This window comes from Pseudogracilibacillus sp. SE30717A, from assembly GCF_037071985.1.
Classification (GTDB): domain Bacteria; phylum Bacillota; class Bacilli; order Bacillales; family Amphibacillaceae; genus Pseudogracilibacillus.
In genome coordinates this window covers 13,497-30,427 of the sequence record NZ_JAXHDF010000011.1, presented here as the reverse complement: position 1 = coordinate 30,427, position 16,931 = coordinate 13,497, and the positions used below count along the sequence as shown (strand labels likewise).

15 protein-coding genes are annotated in these 16,931 nt (G+C 34.6%); 8 read left to right on the top strand and 7 right to left on the bottom strand.

Annotation, left to right across the window (positions count from 1 at the left end):
* Window positions 1–363: 363 nt before the first annotated feature.
* Window positions 364–819, top strand: a complete 456-nt coding sequence (locus SPD48_RS16555; protein ID WP_336259232.1) for a DinB family protein — start codon at window positions 364–366, stop codon at window positions 817–819.
* A gap of 112 nt (window positions 820–931) precedes the next feature.
* Here the strand turns inward: SPD48_RS16555 and SPD48_RS16550 are convergent, their stop codons facing one another.
* The gene (locus SPD48_RS16550) at window positions 932–1,807 is read right to left on the bottom strand and encodes a putative RNA methyltransferase (RefSeq protein WP_336259330.1); all 876 of its coding nucleotides are present in this window, start codon (window positions 1,805–1,807) and stop codon (window positions 932–934) included.
* Window positions 1,808–2,132: 325 nt separating this feature from the next.
* A complete protein-coding gene (locus tag SPD48_RS16545) occupies window positions 2,133–2,768 on the bottom strand; it encodes a pentapeptide repeat-containing protein (protein ID WP_336259231.1) in 636 nt (211 codons plus the stop codon).
* 386 nt (window positions 2,769–3,154) lie between these two features.
* On the opposite strand from SPD48_RS16545, the gene SPD48_RS16540 reads away from it, so the two are divergent.
* Window positions 3,155–3,763: a stage II sporulation protein M gene (locus tag SPD48_RS16540; protein WP_336259230.1), complete on the top strand. Its 609-nt coding sequence runs from the start codon at window positions 3,155–3,157 to the stop codon at window positions 3,761–3,763.
* 50 nt (window positions 3,764–3,813) lie between these two features.
* Here SPD48_RS16540 and SPD48_RS16535 read toward each other — a convergent pair whose 3' ends face one another.
* Window positions 3,814–5,136: a Na+/H+ antiporter family protein gene (locus SPD48_RS16535; RefSeq protein ID WP_336259229.1), complete on the bottom strand. Its 1,323-nt coding sequence runs from the start codon at window positions 5,134–5,136 to the stop codon at window positions 3,814–3,816.
* A 435-nt stretch (window positions 5,137–5,571) separates the two neighbouring features.
* On the opposite strand from SPD48_RS16535, the gene SPD48_RS16530 reads away from it, so the two are divergent.
* The 5 genes from SPD48_RS16530 (at window position 5,572) to opp4C (ending at window position 11,481) form a co-directional block, all read left to right on the top strand.
* Window positions 5,572–6,561: an ABC transporter ATP-binding protein gene (locus SPD48_RS16530; protein WP_336259228.1), complete on the top strand. Its 990-nt coding sequence runs from the start codon at window positions 5,572–5,574 to the stop codon at window positions 6,559–6,561.
* A complete protein-coding gene (locus SPD48_RS16525; RefSeq protein WP_336259227.1) occupies window positions 6,558–7,580 on the top strand; it encodes an ABC transporter ATP-binding protein in 1,023 nt (340 codons plus the stop codon). The genes SPD48_RS16530 and SPD48_RS16525 overlap by 4 nt, the downstream gene beginning before the upstream one ends.
* Window positions 7,581–7,691: 111 nt before the next feature.
* Complete coding sequence (locus SPD48_RS16520; protein ID WP_336259226.1) at window positions 7,692–9,500, top strand: peptide-binding protein; 1,809 nt, start codon at window positions 7,692–7,694, stop codon at window positions 9,498–9,500.
* 75 nt (window positions 9,501–9,575) lie between these two features.
* A complete protein-coding gene (locus tag SPD48_RS16515; RefSeq protein WP_336259225.1) occupies window positions 9,576–10,541 on the top strand; it encodes an ABC transporter permease in 966 nt (321 codons plus the stop codon).
* A gap of 13 nt (window positions 10,542–10,554) precedes the next feature.
* Complete coding sequence (gene opp4C, locus SPD48_RS16510) at window positions 10,555–11,481, top strand: oligopeptide ABC transporter permease (RefSeq protein ID WP_442962170.1); 927 nt, start codon at window positions 10,555–10,557, stop codon at window positions 11,479–11,481.
* Between the two features lie 59 nt (window positions 11,482–11,540).
* Here opp4C and SPD48_RS16505 read toward each other — a convergent pair whose 3' ends face one another.
* From SPD48_RS16505 to SPD48_RS16490, 4 genes are all read right to left on the bottom strand, one after another.
* Window positions 11,541–13,568: a TRAP transporter permease gene (locus tag SPD48_RS16505; protein ID WP_336259224.1), complete on the bottom strand. Its 2,028-nt coding sequence runs from the start codon at window positions 13,566–13,568 to the stop codon at window positions 11,541–11,543.
* Window positions 13,561–14,100, bottom strand: a complete 540-nt coding sequence (locus SPD48_RS16500) for a DUF1850 domain-containing protein (protein WP_336259223.1) — start codon at window positions 14,098–14,100, stop codon at window positions 13,561–13,563. The genes SPD48_RS16505 and SPD48_RS16500 overlap by 8 nt, the downstream gene beginning before the upstream one ends.
* Window positions 14,101–14,179: 79 nt before the next feature.
* On the bottom strand, window positions 14,180–15,199 hold the full coding sequence (locus tag SPD48_RS16495; protein ID WP_336259222.1) for a TAXI family TRAP transporter solute-binding subunit: 1,020 nt from the start codon (window positions 15,197–15,199) through the stop codon (window positions 14,180–14,182).
* 228 nt (window positions 15,200–15,427) lie between these two features.
* Complete coding sequence (locus SPD48_RS16490) at window positions 15,428–16,099, bottom strand: DNA alkylation repair protein (RefSeq protein ID WP_336259221.1); 672 nt, start codon at window positions 16,097–16,099, stop codon at window positions 15,428–15,430.
* Window positions 16,100–16,245: 146 nt separating this feature from the next.
* Between SPD48_RS16490 and SPD48_RS16485 the strand changes: the two genes are divergently transcribed.
* Entirely contained in the window at window positions 16,246–16,908 is a 663-nt protein-coding gene (locus SPD48_RS16485) for an HAD family hydrolase (RefSeq protein ID WP_336259220.1), read from the top strand.
* The last annotated feature ends 23 nt before the right edge of the window (window positions 16,909–16,931 follow it).

Sequence of the window (16,931 nt, the reverse complement as noted above, 5' to 3'; positions counted from 1 at the left end):
CATCCTTTAAAATTCTCACTTCTATAGTATCAAAAAAATCAATGGATTACTTTATAAATTTCAATTTTACGAATAGTCTATTGTGAAGTAATATAAAGGAAACTAGAAAATACTATGCACATTCAATTAACGAAAGCGAGTTACATATAAAATATATGGGAAAGTTATTCATTAAACCCAGATTATGTAAATGGATATACCTATTGTACTATGAATTTAAAATGAAGGATGAATAATTTTTCAAGAAGTTCATAATAAAAGATTGGTATTTTTAAAAACGTTGAAGAAGATTCAAAAATTATTATCATTTTACTGAGTATTAAAGGGACAAAATAAAAAAAAGAGAAGGAGCATGATGCCAAGATGAATGAAGAAATGATTTTCCAACAAATCAACTTAGTTAGAAAAATCACATTGAATGAAATGAAATATTTATCAGAAGATCAAGTAGATCAAATGCCAAAAGGATTCCGTAACACAATTCGCTGGAATCTAGGTCACATTTATACTTTTCAAAATTTGTTGTTTTCAAAATTTGGAGGGAAGAATATCCAAACGTCTTCCCGTTACCTTGAACTTTTTTCCCCTGGGACTAAGCCCGCCGATTGGGATGGTAAAATACCTGCGCTCAGTGAATTGAAACAACATCTAGAAGAACAGCCAGAAAAAATGAAGGAATCTTTATCTGGACAGCTGGATGATAAAATTGCAAAAAAATTTTTATCACAATCAACTATCGGTGGGCTACTGATTTTCTCAATTTATCATGAAGGTATGCATCTGGGAGCGATTAAAGATCTGAAAAAGCTAACTGTGTGAAACAGTAAATGAAGAACTTTCATTAAGATATTTTATTATTAATATACGTATCACATAAAGAAAACATTGTAAAAGGCAGTCTCTGCTGACAGACTGCCTCTTCTTCAACTTTTTATTTCTTTCCAATTAATAGTTCTAAATCGACGGTTATTTCAGCTGAATCCGCCTTTAAGAATGATGTAACTTGTCCTGCCGTGCTCGACCATGATAAAGGAGTCATTTGTACCAACGTTTGAATTGATGGATTATCAAGCGTCACAGTGTAACATAGCCTTGAACTATCTACCAATTGAAAATTCTCATTAAATCGTTCAACGGTATCCACATTAGAATAAGATTGTTTTTCAGGCTTACCAAATATAACTGCTCTTAATTCTTTCAAGTAACCACTTTGTGGAACAACTTTAACTACTAAACCATCAGCCTTTAATAGTCTGTTAAATTCCTCATAGTTTGAAGGTGACAAGATATTCAAAATAATATCAAATTGCTTATCCTGAAATGGTGTATTGGCTAGGTCTGCAACAGCCCAGATCTTATTAGTGTAGTTTTTGGCAGCTACCAATATGCCTTCTTTAGAAAGATCAATTCCTACCCCTGTAGTTATTTTATTATACTCAGATCTTATAATATCACTAATATTGGAAAGATGTGAACCCTCTCCACACCCCATATCAATCAAAGATAATGCTTCTTTTTTAGTAGCATGCTTATTAATCATTTCAGCAATTGCTGCACTTAATGGTTTAAAAAAACTATCCTCTACAATAAGTTTTCTTCTTGCTTCGAAAAGATCCTTACTGTACTTCGTTTTTACCATATGAGTCGTCAAGTTGATATATCCCTGCTTTGTAAAATCAAATGTATGATTATTTAAGCAAATTAAGCTTTTTAACTCAAAAACCTTCATGGATGAATTACAAATAGGACACTTAAACATAGATTCAAAATTACTTAAATACTCCGCACTCTTCATTCTTTTATTCATTTTAACCAAAGAAGTCACCTCATTTATTCGTTTTTAAATAAACCCTCATCATTTGTAAAAATATGAATTGGGTCTTGAAATAGTCACTATCTATAACGAATGTATTGAATAATCATGAAAATAACTCCCTTGTATTAATTTATAGGAATCTAATCCGTACATAAGTTAGCATGGTTAGCCTCTCATTGAAAGTGTATTTGTGTAACTTTCTGAAAAACTTATATGATACTTGATATTGTCCTTCTATAATATCGACTAATTCCTAAAAGGAATAACAAACGCATTTCCGCAAAAGCGTAACTATAGAACAACCTAATATCAATAGTCAATCTTTAACTTCCAATCCAAGTAAGGTTGCAAACTGGATTGCTTGAAAGGTTGATACTTTACAACCTCTCAAATTATCAATTGATACAATTAAAGATTTAAATTCTGATGAACTTAAATCTATTCCCTTTAAGGATGTTTCTTCAAAATTTGTACCACTAAGTTTACAAGAATGGAAATCAACTTTTTTGAGCTTACAATCATACAAATCTGCATTTTCTAATGAAACATCTTTAAATATAACTTTATTAAACTTTGAATTTCCAAACATCGCCATGTTCAAAATAGATTCCTCAAACTTAATATTACCAAAGTACGACTCGGTTAGCTTGCTTCCTAGTAGCTTGCAGTTATAGAATTCGACTCGATTCATGGATGCATTACTCAAATCGGTGTTGGATAAATCACAATTTTCAAATCGCACATCAGTAAAATCAATTCTACCAAAATCAGTATTCATAAAGTTACAGTTTTTAATCACTGTATTGTAAAGGCTTACTCGTTCAAGAACCTGGTCAGTAAACTCAGAACCAGTAATTATACTCATTTCAAACTCAGGATCTTCTTCATATAAAATGTCAATAAAGTTCCTAGTCGTTAAACCTTCAGTAATTCTGGGTGGATCAATTTTCAATTCCAATACCTTCTTTCATTGTCTATATGATTAGTTAGTCTACTTACAAATTGCAATACTCTCATATATTCTTCATAATATTTTTACTTTTTCTATCGAAGTTACAAACACTGGCTTCTTTACTTCTAATCTCCATGGTAACATACACATCCTTTGTGTCGTAGAAAGAACATCAACTGAAGGTATGTTCCCTTCACCTTGGGGGAAGGACTTTCTCGGGCGGATAAACTCGTTATATGTTCACTTCATCGCGGATAAAGGTATTTCTAGATCGAACCATCTTATTTATCGATCCCTATTCCAATTCATAAATTTTTCATAAAGTTTATGATTTTAGTTATGGAAACATTTATACTAGTAAATGCTCAGAATGAAAGGAGTATTCGATGGTTCATTTTATAAAATCATTAATCAAGCCTACAATAATATTCAGTATCGGCCTCTTCATTACTATTATCATAGCCTATTTAATTAGTGCTAAAATAGGTTATGACCCCGAAAAACTGTTTGATGACTTACAAATTGAAAACAAAACTGATAAAGATAGTTCTGCATTTAATATTTCACTTGCCTTATTTAACAACAATATTCAAGTACCTGCCCAAATTCTATTTTTAGCAATTATACCAGTCCCATTTTTATATACAATTGTATTGTTATCTAATGGGATTACAATTGGAATGGTATTTTATATTTACCAAACAATTCAGTTATCTACTAAAAAAGGTGACCCTTTATCCGCCATGATACTAAAAGGGTTCCTTCCTCATGCAGTTATTGAATTATTAGGGTTTATTATTGCGACCGCACTAGCTTTTAGAATAAATCAGTGGATCGTTAAAAGAATCATCCATTTTTTTAAAAAGAAAAAGGAAGATCACCACTCTTTTAAACAATTAGTTATGTATACAGCCTTTGTTTCTTTTGGTATAATTTTGCCACTAATAATCCTTGCAGCACTAATTGAAGGTTATGTTACACCGCTTTTGCTGTAAAACTAAAAAATCACCCTCACTTCACAATGTGGAGAAAGGGTGATTGATTTTTATAGTACCATTGCTGCAATGAGCCCAAATATAAACAAAGGGATATTATAATGTAAGAATGTCGGTACACAAGTATCCCAAATATGATGATGTCTTCCATCTGCATTCAGTCCGGCAGTTGGTCCTAACGTTGAATCGGACGCAGGGGAACCGGCATCTCCCAATGCAGCTGCCGTTCCAATCAATGCAGCACTAGCTAATGGAGACATGCCGACTGCTACCATAATTGGTACATACAATGCCGCTAATATTGGAATCGTACCAAAAGAAGTTCCAATACCCATTGTAATTAATAAACCTACCGTTAATAAGAAAAATGCAATAACCAAATGGGAATCACCTGTAAATCCTAACGTCTTTTCAACGAGTTCATCTACTGCCCCAGTTTCTTTTAAAACATTTGCATAACCTGAAGCGACAAGCATAACGAAAGCAATCATCCCCATCATTCCGATTCCTTCGTTTACCACTCTGTCACCTTCATACATTTTAACTACTCGAAATACAAACATGACAATAATTCCCGATAAAGCACCTAATACAAGAGATTCTGTCACAAGTTGTAGAACTAATGCAGTGATAATCGCAATTACTGTAAATAAATGAGAGATTTTCCACTCTGTAACATCACTTTCCGTAATACCATCTGCAATATCTATATCTTGCACCTTAACATCTCCGGCTGATTTTGCAACTCTATCTTTTCGATACGATATTAATAAGGCGATCAGCAACCCTAAAACCATTGCAGCACCTGGAAATAACATAGCTGTTGTAACTTCTTTTAGAGAAATAGCAATCCCATTACTTGTCATTTCTTCTTGAATAATCCCTTGAAAAATTAACCCAAATCCGATTGGCAATGTTATATATGGAAATTTCAAACCAAATGTCAGTGCAGACGCAACTGCCCTCCTATCAAGCTTTAACTTATCAAATAAGATGAGCAATGGTGGAATTAAGATAGGAATAAATGCAATATGAACAGGTACAATATTTTGTGAAAAACATGCGATAATTGCTAATGAAAACACTAAAAATAATCTTCTTCCTGAAAATATACGTAACATTTTATTTACTAAAACAGTCGTTATCCCTGACAACCCTATCATCACTGCAAATATACCTAATAAAATATAACTAAGAGCTGTTTGTGATTGACCACCCATTCCGGATATCATTATTGTCACTGACTCTTCTAAACCCATTCCCGATATAATTCCTGCCGTTAAAGCGGCAATAATTAACGCAAATAAAACGTTTATCCGTAGTAAGCTTAAAACTACCATAACGAGAACACTTATGACAACAGCATTAAACATGAATCAATTTCCCCCTTAATAATAATCCATTACTTTATCTAATTAAATCGATATAGAAGCACATTAGTAAAGTGTTTTTGCAAAAAAAATTTTACTAAGTATTAACTTAGATGTATGAAGGATTTTCCATAAAAAGACTTTAATCTAGTAAAGAAGGACTCTTGACAAACAATTTCTTTATTGTAATATATTTGTAACATGGGAAATGGTGGGTTATTTAGGAAACTATCCCTTCGTCCTTAATTTCAGTATTTTAAGAGATTATACATATTGTTTAATTAATTGCTAAATTATTAGAATTTTTACTCAACACGTTATTACCGCACATACCCTGCTCATTTTATCAATTCAGAATAAGTATAACATTTTAGAAGTGCAAGATAAATTAAATATATATTGCGAATAGTTCAACCCAGAAAGAATGGAGATGATTTTTTGACGAACCAGCCTGTTTTAGAAGTTGAAAAATTAAAAACATATTTTTATCTCGAAGACGAAAAAGTGGCTAAAGCTGTAGATGATGTTTCATTTAGTATATATCCTGGAGAAACCGTAGCTTTAGTAGGTGAATCCGGTAGTGGAAAAAGCATGACTGGTCTGTCTATCATGCGTTTAGTTCGTGAACCGGGGAAAATTGTCGATGGTACGATCACGTTAAATCAAACAGATCTATTAGCCTTACATAACAGAGAGATAACTTCGATACGTGGAAATGATATTGCAATGATTTTCCAAGAACCGATGACAGCTCTAAATCCGGTATTTACAATTGGAAATCAAATAACCGAGGTACTTAGAAAACATAAAAATATGTCCAAACAGGCTGCACACAAGAAAGCGATTGAATTGTTAAACATGGTAGGGATTCCTCGTGCTAAAGAAATTATACACGAATACCCTCACCAATTGTCTGGTGGGATGAGACAAAGAGTAATGATTGCAATTGCTATTTCCTGTGAACCAAAACTTTTAATTGCAGATGAACCAACCACAGCCCTTGATGTGACGATTCAAGCTCAAATTCTTGAATTACTTGAAGAACTGAAAGGCAAGCTTGGTATGGGGCTTCTTCTTATTACACATGACTTAGGCGTCGTATATGAATACGCCAACCGAGTCATGGTCATGTACGGTGGACAAATTGTAGAACATTCTCATACGAAACAGTTATTACAACTAACGAAACACCCATATACGGAAGGGTTATTAAAGAGCATACCAAATATGGAAGTTGAAGTGGATCGCCTAGGTACTATTAAAGGAATCGTACCACCAGCATATCAATTTCCAAAAGGATGTCGATTTTCTGACCGTTGCCCTTACGTTATGGAGAAATGTCGTGAATCTAATCCTGACTTGCTAGAGGTAGCTTCAAATCATGAAGTACGTTGCTATTTATACGAGGAGGGGGCTCACGGAAAATGACGAGAAAAGAAAGTGTCTTACTTAAAAAAACAGAGAAACTAGAAAAACCTGTTATTTTGCAAGCGAAAAATATAAAAAAATATTTCCCTATAAAAGGTGGTATTTTAAAACGCACCATTGGACAGTTGAAAGCCGTTGACGATATATCCTTTTCTGTCTATGAAGGTGAAACATTAGGCATTGTAGGTGAATCAGGATCAGGTAAATCAACATTAGGAAGAGTCCTCCTCCGACTGTTAGACCCTACAGAAGGACAAATCATCTTTAATAGTGTTGATATTTCAACATTAACTAACAGAGACGTACGCCCATTTAGGAAAGATATGCAAATTATTTTTCAGGATCCCTTTGCTTCCCTCAATTCAAAAATGAGTATTGAAGAATTAATTGAAGAACCGTTATTAATCCAGCAAAACATTCCAAAACAGGAAAGACGCAGAAAAGTAATTGATATGTTAGAAAAAGTTGGTCTTCGAGCAAGCGACAGAATGAAGTATCCGCATGAATTTTCAGGTGGACAAAGGCAAAGAATCAGTATTGCCCGGGCATTAATTATGGAACCAAAATTTGTCATTTGTGATGAACCTGTTTCAGCTTTAGATGTATCCATTCAGTCACAAGTCTTAAACTTAATGAAAGACTTACAAGACGATTTGGGCTTAACCTATCTATTTATAGCACATGATCTTAGTGTAATTAAACATATCAGTGATAGAGTTGCCGTTATGTACTTAGGAAAATTTGTTGAATTAGCATCGAAAGAAACAATTTATAAACAACCTCTCCACCCATATACACAAGCGCTATTATCAGCGGTGCCCGTAATAGATATAGAGAACGAATCACCAAAAAGAGAAAAAATAATACTTAAAGGAGATTTGCCAAATCCGGCCGATCCGCCTTCCGGTTGTGCTTTTCGTACAAGATGCCCACATGTACATGACCGCTGTATAAGTGAACAGCCTGATCTAGTAGAAATAGAACCAGATCATTATGTTGCTTGTCATTTATATACATAAGAATCAGTACCAAAATGATTTACGTACGGTAAATTTTAAGGGGGGGTGGTAGAAAGCGATTATGTCACTTCGTTTTAACAGATAAATTCTATTAAAAGGGGAGGAATTTTAGTGTTCAAGCGTAAACATTTAGTAGCTTTACTCGCTTTATTATTTACATTATTTATGTTAGCAGCTTGTGGCGGTGGAGGAGCAGATGAAGACACTTCCAAAGAAACCGATGATTCGGAAGTAGCAGAAGATAAGGAAGATAAAGAAGAATCTTCTGGAGAGCCGAAAAAAGGCGGTACAATCACTGGTGCAATGCATACAGCTCCAATGGGTAATTTTAACCCACTATTTTATGAAGAGGCATATGAAGATAATATTTTAACCTTTACACATAATAACCTTTTTACTCAAAATAATGATCTAGAGTTTGAACCTAGTCTTGCGAAAGATTGGGAATTGAATGAAGACCAAACAGAATTAACAGTTTATTTGGAAGAGGGCGTCAAATGGCATGACGGAGAAGACTTCACTGCAGAAGATGTCGTTTTCACGTTTCAAACGATGGCTGATCCTGATTATGTAACAGCAGGAGGAGTTCGTACTTATTATGTTGATCAATTAAAAGGCTATGAAGCATATAGTTCAGGTGAAACAGATGAGTTTGAAGGCGTTGTGGCAGAAGATGATTATACGGTTGTTTTCAAATGGGAAGAACCAAATGTCACTCCTGAATACTTAGCAGGTTATTATATCATTCCAAAACATGTCTTTGAAGATATTCCTGTCAAAGATATGCCAGAAGCTGAAGAATCTACACAGCCTGGAAAAATCATAGGAACAGGACCATTTAAATTTACGGAAATGGTAGAGCGTGAGCAATATGTTTTAGAAAAGTTTGAGGATTACTGGGGGGGAGAACCTCACCTAGATAGTATCGTTTGGAAGATAGTTGAAGCTTCTGTCATGATCAGCTTACTAGAAACTGGAGAAATTGACTTTATTGCAGATCCAGAAGGTATCTCACCTGCTGATTATGAAACAGTTTCTGCCTATGATCATGTTGAGATCATTGAGCAGCCTGACTTCGGGTACCAAATCTTAGGTTTCAAACATAACCATCGTACAACGGCAGATGTTGAAGCTGGGGAAATAATTCCAGAAAATTGGATACCTAACGAAAATATTTCAAAAGAAGTTCGTCAAGCGATTGCCTATGCTATTGATCGTGAAGCATTAATTGGTTCTGGAGAAGGAGAAGGATTATTACAAGGGCATGGAACGATTATTAACTCCCCAATTGCTGTTCAGTTCTGGGCATATGACGAAGATGCTGCAATTCCTTACGATTATGACCCTGAGAAAGCGAAAGAAATTTTAGATGAAGCAGGGTATAAAGAAGGAGATGACGGCTTCCGTACAGATCCTGATGGAAACGAATGGGTGTTAAATTTAAATTATCCAACTGGAAACCCTTTACGTGAACGTGCAGCTCCGATTATCCAGGAGTTTATAGAAGCAGTTGGAATTAAAGTTGATTTACGTCAACCAAAAGAAATGTCAGTTTATGCTGAGGAATTAGAAAAAGACGATACAGATTGGGATATGTATATGATTGGATGGAGTCTAGGAAGTGGAGATCCGGATCCTCTTGGACTTTGGGGAACTAAGGATTTTTATAACTATAGCCGATGGAACAACCCAGAATCTGAAAAATTACTACAAGAAGCAATTAAAGCACCTGAAGCATTTGAGCAAGATTACCGTGCTGAGAAATATTCAGAATGGACAGAGTTATTCTCTGATGATTTGCCGGCTATAATCCTATTCGCTCAAAACAAGATTTGGGTTCATAATAGTGATTTACAAAATGTTGATCCTAGCCCATACTCTATGTTTAGAAATCCTCATTTATGGTGGCTTGATAATTAAAATTTTACATTAAGGAAATTGTTGAGAGTATGCTGATCCTTAGCATACTCTCCTCCTTCATAGGGGGAATGAAAAATGTATCAATACATTATTAGACGAATACTAGTATTTATACCAATGTTATTCGCATTGTCCATTATTGTATTTGCCTTAGCAAAAGCGGCACCTGGAGATCCATTTACAGGTAAAGTGTTTGATCCAAATATTGATCCAGAAGTATATGACCAGATGAGAGAAGAGTTAGGATTAAACAAATCTATCCCTGCTCAATATATAGATTGGTCTAGTAGATTTATTAAAGGGGAATTTGGAGATTCCATTACATTTAAGGGCCGTACTGTGAAAAGCTTAATTGTTGAACGATTTGCAAACACCGTGCGTTTAGGAATTTTTGCTTTATTTTTAACTCTTATCGTTTCCATACCAATCGGGATTTATTCCGCCCGAAAGCCATATTCACCTCTTGATTATGCAGCAACGACATTTGGATTTATGGGACTCGCTATTCCTAACTTTTTCTTTGGGCTTGTCGTTATTTATTTATTCTCTATAAAACTTGGATGGTTTCCAGCTCAAGGAACTGTTGGTGGTCCCGGAATGTCCGGTATGGAAGAATTTATGAGCAGAATTCACCATTTAATTTTGCCAGGAATCACATTAGGTCTAGCGGGTACAGCTACATATATGCGGTATATGCGCTCAGAAATATTAGATGTTCTTGATAGTGATTATGTCCGAACAGCAAGAGCAAAAGGGATGTCCGAACGGAATGTGCTTTATAAACATACGTTAAGAAATGCACTTATCCCTATCATTACATTAATGGGTTTCGAACTAGGGACACTTCTTGGTGGAGCAATTATAACAGAACAGGTCTTTAATTTCCCGGGGCTTGGAACTTTATTTATCGGTTCAGTCGTTAATCGAGATTATCCTGTTGTCATGGCTATTACCCTTTTCTTAGGAATCGCAATACTTATTGGTAATTTATTAGCTGATATTTTCTATAGTATTGTAGATCCGAGGATTCGATATGATTGAGGCGGTGATATAGATGCAATCAGATGATATGAAAACAGATAAAATTGATCCTCCTATTGAGGCAGAGAATTATACAGTCGTAACTGATGATCGACATCGTAGTCCACTTCAATTATCGATACGTCGCTTTTTTAAGAACAAGTTAGCAGTTTTGGGTCTTATTATTTTGCTTATCGTTGTGTTAATTGCTATTTTTGCTCCTTTATTTGCGGAACATGATCCACTAAAAACAAATATGCTGAAAATAGAACAATCGCCTAGCAAAGAACATTATCTGGGCACAGATTCATCAGGCCGTGATAATTTTGCAAGGCTAGTATACGGTTCTAGAGTCTCACTTACAATTGGCTTAGCAGCCATGTTATTCACTGTAGTTATAGGAGTAGTGCTAGGCTCATTAAGCGGCTATTATGGGGGATTAGTCGACGGAATTATTATGCGCGCTGCCGATATTGTACTCGCATTGCCTTTCTTAGTACTAGCATTAACGATAATATCTATCGTTGAAAAAGTTACAATCGGTATTTTTGTTACTGTTATTGCAGTAACAACATGGCCTACCTTGACCCGAATCATCCGGGGATCTTTCTTAAGTTTACGAGAACAAGAATTTGTCCAAGGAGCAAAAGCGATCGGTGCAAGTGATATGCGTATCATTCGCAAACATTTCTTACCAAATGCGATCGGACCTATTATAGTAAATGCTACGTTATTAATGGCAACAATGATCATTGCAGAATCAGCTTTAAGTTTTATCGGAATGGGAATCCCACAACCAACACCCACTTGGGGAAATATGATTACAGAAGCGCAAAACATCCGGATCTTACGTAATAATCCTGAAGCATGGATTCCTCCAGGCTTAAGTATTCTAATAACCGTACTAGCAATAAACTTCATTGGAGATGGCCTGAGAGATGCATTTGATCCAAAAAGATAAAAAAACAATATTTAAGCAAAAAAAGAGCGAATAATATCGCTCTTTTTTAATTTCTATCCTTAACTGCCAGCAAGTTGAGCTGGTGGCTCTCCTTTTGATTGATTACGATTACTAATAAATTGCGTAATTAGCATAAATGCAAAAATGACGATACCACCAATATCTGTATATAAACCTGGATACATAAGCATTAGTCCACCAACCAATGAAATTATTCTAAATATCCAATTTAATTTTGTATACCAATAACCGATCATTCCAGCACCTATAGCAATCATTCCTGCAATCGCAGTTGCTAAGATTAGTACTATTTCAAAGAAAGTTGTATCAATCATTAAAAGCTCTGGTTGCAATACAAACATATACGGAATAATAAACGCTGCGATCGCGAGTTTTGATGCATTTACACCGGTTTTTATCGGATTACCCCCTGATATTCCAGTTGCCGCAAATGCAGCTAACGCCACTGGAGGTGTAATATCAGCTACAATTCCAAAGTAAAATACGAACATATGCCCAGCTAGAACTGGGATCGCTACAGGTAACATATCATTTAACGCTAAAATTGCCGGTAAAGCAATGGTTGACGTAATAATATAGTTTGCAGTAGTTGGTGATCCCATTCCAAGAATAAGGGATGTAATCATCGTAAACACTAACGTTAAAAGTAATTGCATCTGTACGTTAGTAGAAATATTTCCTGCAATACTTACCAAACTATTCCCCATTTTTAATCCCAGTCCTGTTTTTGTAACTACACCGACAATAATACCAGCACAGGCAGTAGCAGCTGCAACACCAAGTGCTGTTCTTGCACCAGATGTAAGAGCTTCAAGGAACTTCGCGAAATTAATTCTCGTTTCTTTTAAAAATAAGCTGACAATGATTGTAGATAAAATTCCAAATAAAGCAGTTCTTTCAATACTGAATCCTTTAAATAAAAGTACGATAATTACTAGAATTGGGATCAATAAGTGAATTTTCTTCAAAACAACTTTTACTTTTGGAATTTGTTCAGCCGGAAGACCGAGTAAACCTAGTCTTTTCGCTTCAAAATGTGTCATAATCCAGATTCCAGTAAAATATAATAGAGCTGGAATTAACGCAGCCTTTGCAATATTCCAATAGCTGACACCTGCAAATTCAATCATTAAAAATGCAGCTGCTCCCATTATCGGTGGCATAATTTGCCCACCTGTTGACGCGGCGGCTTCAACTGCTCCCGCGAAGTTTTTATGATACCCAAGTCTTTTCATCATTGGAATCGTATAGGATCCTGTCGTAACAGTATTTGCAACAGAACTTCCAGAAATAGTTCCTTGCAATGCACTAGAAAAAATTGCAACCTTCGCAGGTCCTCCAACCCTTTTCCCTGCAATCGTAATTGCAAGGTCATTAAAATAATTTCCTACCCCTGTTTGGACAAGAAATGCCCCGAACAATAAGAATAAAAAGATGTATGTGGAAGAAACTTGCAACGGAGTCCCTAAAATTCCTTCTGTTGTAAAGAACATGGAATCTACTAATTGGTGCAGTGTAAGTCCCCGGTGTGCAAACATTCCTGGCATGTGTGGACCGAAATAAGCATACAATAAAAAGCATGTTGCAATTATTGTGATCGGCAAGCCAACTGCCCTTCTTGCAGCTTCCAAGACTAATAGAATCGCAATACCACCAATAATTAATTGAGTAGTTGAAATAGTCCCTATATGTTGCACAAGAGTGTCGTAGTATAGCGGCCAATAACCACAAACGATAATAGCAAGTAAAATTAAAATCATATCATACCACGGTATGCTATTCCTTACTGTTGATTTTTTGGCTGGGAACAACATGAAAATTAACGTTAAAGCAAAACCTAAGTGAACAGTTCGTTGAATATAAGCAGTATACTGACCAAATGCACCTGTGTATAATTGAAATAATGAAAAAGAAATTAATAAAACGAAAACAATTCCCGCCGCAATTCCGGTTAATCTTCGAGTATTTGATTCTGCATCAAATTTTTTAAGGAGTTCCTCTTGTTCTTCTTCTGATAACTCTTCAACATGTTCCTCTTTATTTTTATTCTCTTTTGATTCAGTCACGAATCTTCACCTCTTTCCAAGATTCTATTAAAGATATTTTTTCGATTTTTACAGTAAACCAATCTCCTGGTTCAAAATAATTATTAAAATATACTTGATGTTTTATTCCATTTTTCTCCCAGACAAGTCGATGCTCTGAAACTGTCTTTCCATTTCGGATTTTCATGGAAGAAAATATATTATTCATATTTTTAATATGGTATTTTCCATCTTCATATACAAACTCTTCATCTGTTTCAGCATTTGAAGGCATTCCAATTCCGAACTCTTCAAAAATAAATTCATATTGCTTTATCTTATTGTCTTTAGTAATTATATATTTTTCAACAACATCTGTTAAATGAATGGAATGAGTAAAAATGATTTGGAATGTTTCGCCGGATTCTATTGGTAGATATGCAGAAATTGTATCGGTATTTCTTTCATAGAAAATTAAAGCAGACTTTGTAGGAATAGATATAAAAACGATTACAAAAAGGATTAATAATATGATTAAAGTTAATAGAATTGGTCGTTTTTTCACTCGCATCATGAACTGTCCACACCTATATAATAGTAAAAAAACCGGCAGTATTGACCACCGGCCTTTTTTTATGTTTATCATAACACACTTATTCTACTTCAAGTCCTGCTTCTTCAAAATATTTCTTCGCACCAGGGTGAAGATCAAATCCAATTCCTTCTAGAGCGTTATCAAGTGAAATATACTCTGCTTTCCCATGTGCAATATTTCCTGAGTTTTCATAAAGCGCTTTTGTAATATCATATACGACATCTTCAGAGAGATCAGACTGCACAACGATCATCGCTAATACAGCTACAGTATGAATGTCTTCTTTAAGTCCGTACGTTCCTTCAGGAATTGTATCAGCAGCATAGTAAGGGTATTTTTCGATTAAAGCATTTGCTTTATCTTCTTCAATCGGTAAAACGTATACATCTGCCGAAGCTTGTAGCTCTTCTACTGCACCAGTTGGAGTTCCTGCAGTTATAAATGCTGCGTCAATATTACCATCTTTAATACCGCCTGCTGATTCACCAAAGTCTAAGTTTTGTGCATCAATATCGTCCATTGACATGCCGTGAACTTCTAAGATCTGTTCTGCGTTAATATACGTTCCGGAACCTGGAGCTCCTACAGAAACTTTTTTACCTTTCAAATCTTCTACTGATTTAATACCTGACTTTTCAGTTGTAACAATTTGAATTGTTTCTGGATACAGGGAACCTAAAGCTAATACATTATCAACTGGCTCACCGTCAAATGCGTTAATTCCTTCTACAGCATAAGCAGCTACGTCAGTTTGAGAGAATGCTAGTTCTGCTTCTCCATCTTTTAATGCAATAATATTATCAGCAGACGCGTTTGAAGATAAAGCATCTGTTTGAATGCCTGTTTCATCTGAAATGATCTTCGCAATTGCTCCACCTAACGGATAATATGTACCACTTGTACCACCAGTTAAAAAGCTTAGGAAATCAGGGTTGTCTCCTGAATCAGCAGATTCATTTGTATCTCCTGCTTCATCCCCGGCATCTTTTGTTGTATCCTTATCTCCACCGCCACAAGCTACTAGAAATAAAGACAATACAACCATCATTAATAGTGATAGCCAAAGTTTCTTCTTCACTAGAAATTTCCCCCTTATTTAAAATATAGTCAATTTACAAAATACCATTTTTTACATTAAAATTCAACTGTTAACTTGATATAGTATGCAATACTCATATAAATATAGTGTCTTATTAAGGCATAATTCTTATATATAGTATAGTACATTAATCTTTTATTAAAATTCCGTACATAATGATGCGTTATAATTTTTACAAGAAAACTATTTTAATAGTTATGAAAAATATTATTTAATTTCGATATGTTTTAACCCTTCTCTTCTAGCTAAATTAGACAATTTTTCATTATTGATAAATCGAAAAACAGAGGTTGGATTTGTTTTTGAGTATTCTCTTAATGCCCATCCAATTGCTTTTTGGATAAAAAATTGATCAATATCTTTTGTCTCTTTAATAATAGTAAAAAGTAACTTTTCATTTGTTTTCTCTTTATATTTCAACTGACAAATGATCATAGTACGTTTTAACCATATAGAGTCAGAGTGTAGCCATTGATTTCCTCGTGAATTTATTAAATGAGGATGGTTTTGAAATAACGTACCGACCAAATGAGTTGCAATGGCGTCTACTGTATCCCACCATGGTTTTGTCTTAATTAAATATTCTAAAAGCTCGACATGTTCTGACGTAAGAAGTTTCTTATATTTGATTAAATAATCAATTGCAACATATTGGTATTCCCGTTCTGGCAAAGCCCATAATGTTTTAATAACTGACTCAAGTTCTTTATCAAAAGGCAGTCTCTTCATAAATTCTTTAGACAATTCTTTTCTTTCTTTAGATTTCAGACCAATAAAAAGAAACTGTTCCCGCATATACTTTTTCATCGGAATCGCATTTTTCTCGTTTCTATTCTGCTCAAATATTTCTTTTAATTCATTGATTTGTTTTTTACCCATTTTCCTTCCCTCCAAAACCTACTTTAACTTATTTAATATAAGTTATGTATGCCTTATAGCTTTATCTTTAATGTATTAAATTGCATAACAATAGTAAACTCTGTATTATTTAGATTAATGAACGTATATAGAAAACTGGTGATGACATGAGAGTAGCAATTTTTGATTTTGATGGAACATTATACAAAAAAGAGACATTTAATCTGTTAATGAATCATTTAAAGAAGCACCCTGTGTATGGTTCACGGTATAAAAGTTTTTATCGAGCTATCTTATTACCTTATCTCGCTTATAAAATACGTGTTTATCCAGAAAGAAAAATGAAAAAACAATTAATGCAACGTTATTTGCGTTCTTTTTCAGGATTAACGAAAAATGAATTAGATAAATATTTTGCAGAAGTTGCTACAGAAATGAAAGAAGATTTTAGTGAAGAAGTAGTTTCTAAACTTCATGATCATGTGCACAATAATGATTACGTTATGATTGTTTCAGGAGCTTTTACTCCTTTATTAGAGGCGGTTACTTTAGAATTTCCAGTTGATGAAATTATTGGTACAGAAATTCCATTACAAAATAATACGCTTGATGAACAAAAAGATATCGACCATGTACAAGCTGAGCGTAAAAATGAACTTATTCATGAAGCGTTACGAGATAAACAGATTAATTGGGAGAATAGTTATGCGTATGGAGACAGCTACTCAGATCTTTCTGTGCTCAATTTAGTTGGTCATCCCGTTGCGGTTTGTCCGGACGAAAAATTACGAAGAATCGCCACCGAAAATAAATGGGAAGTATTAGAATAAAACGAAAACACTGAAAGTTACTA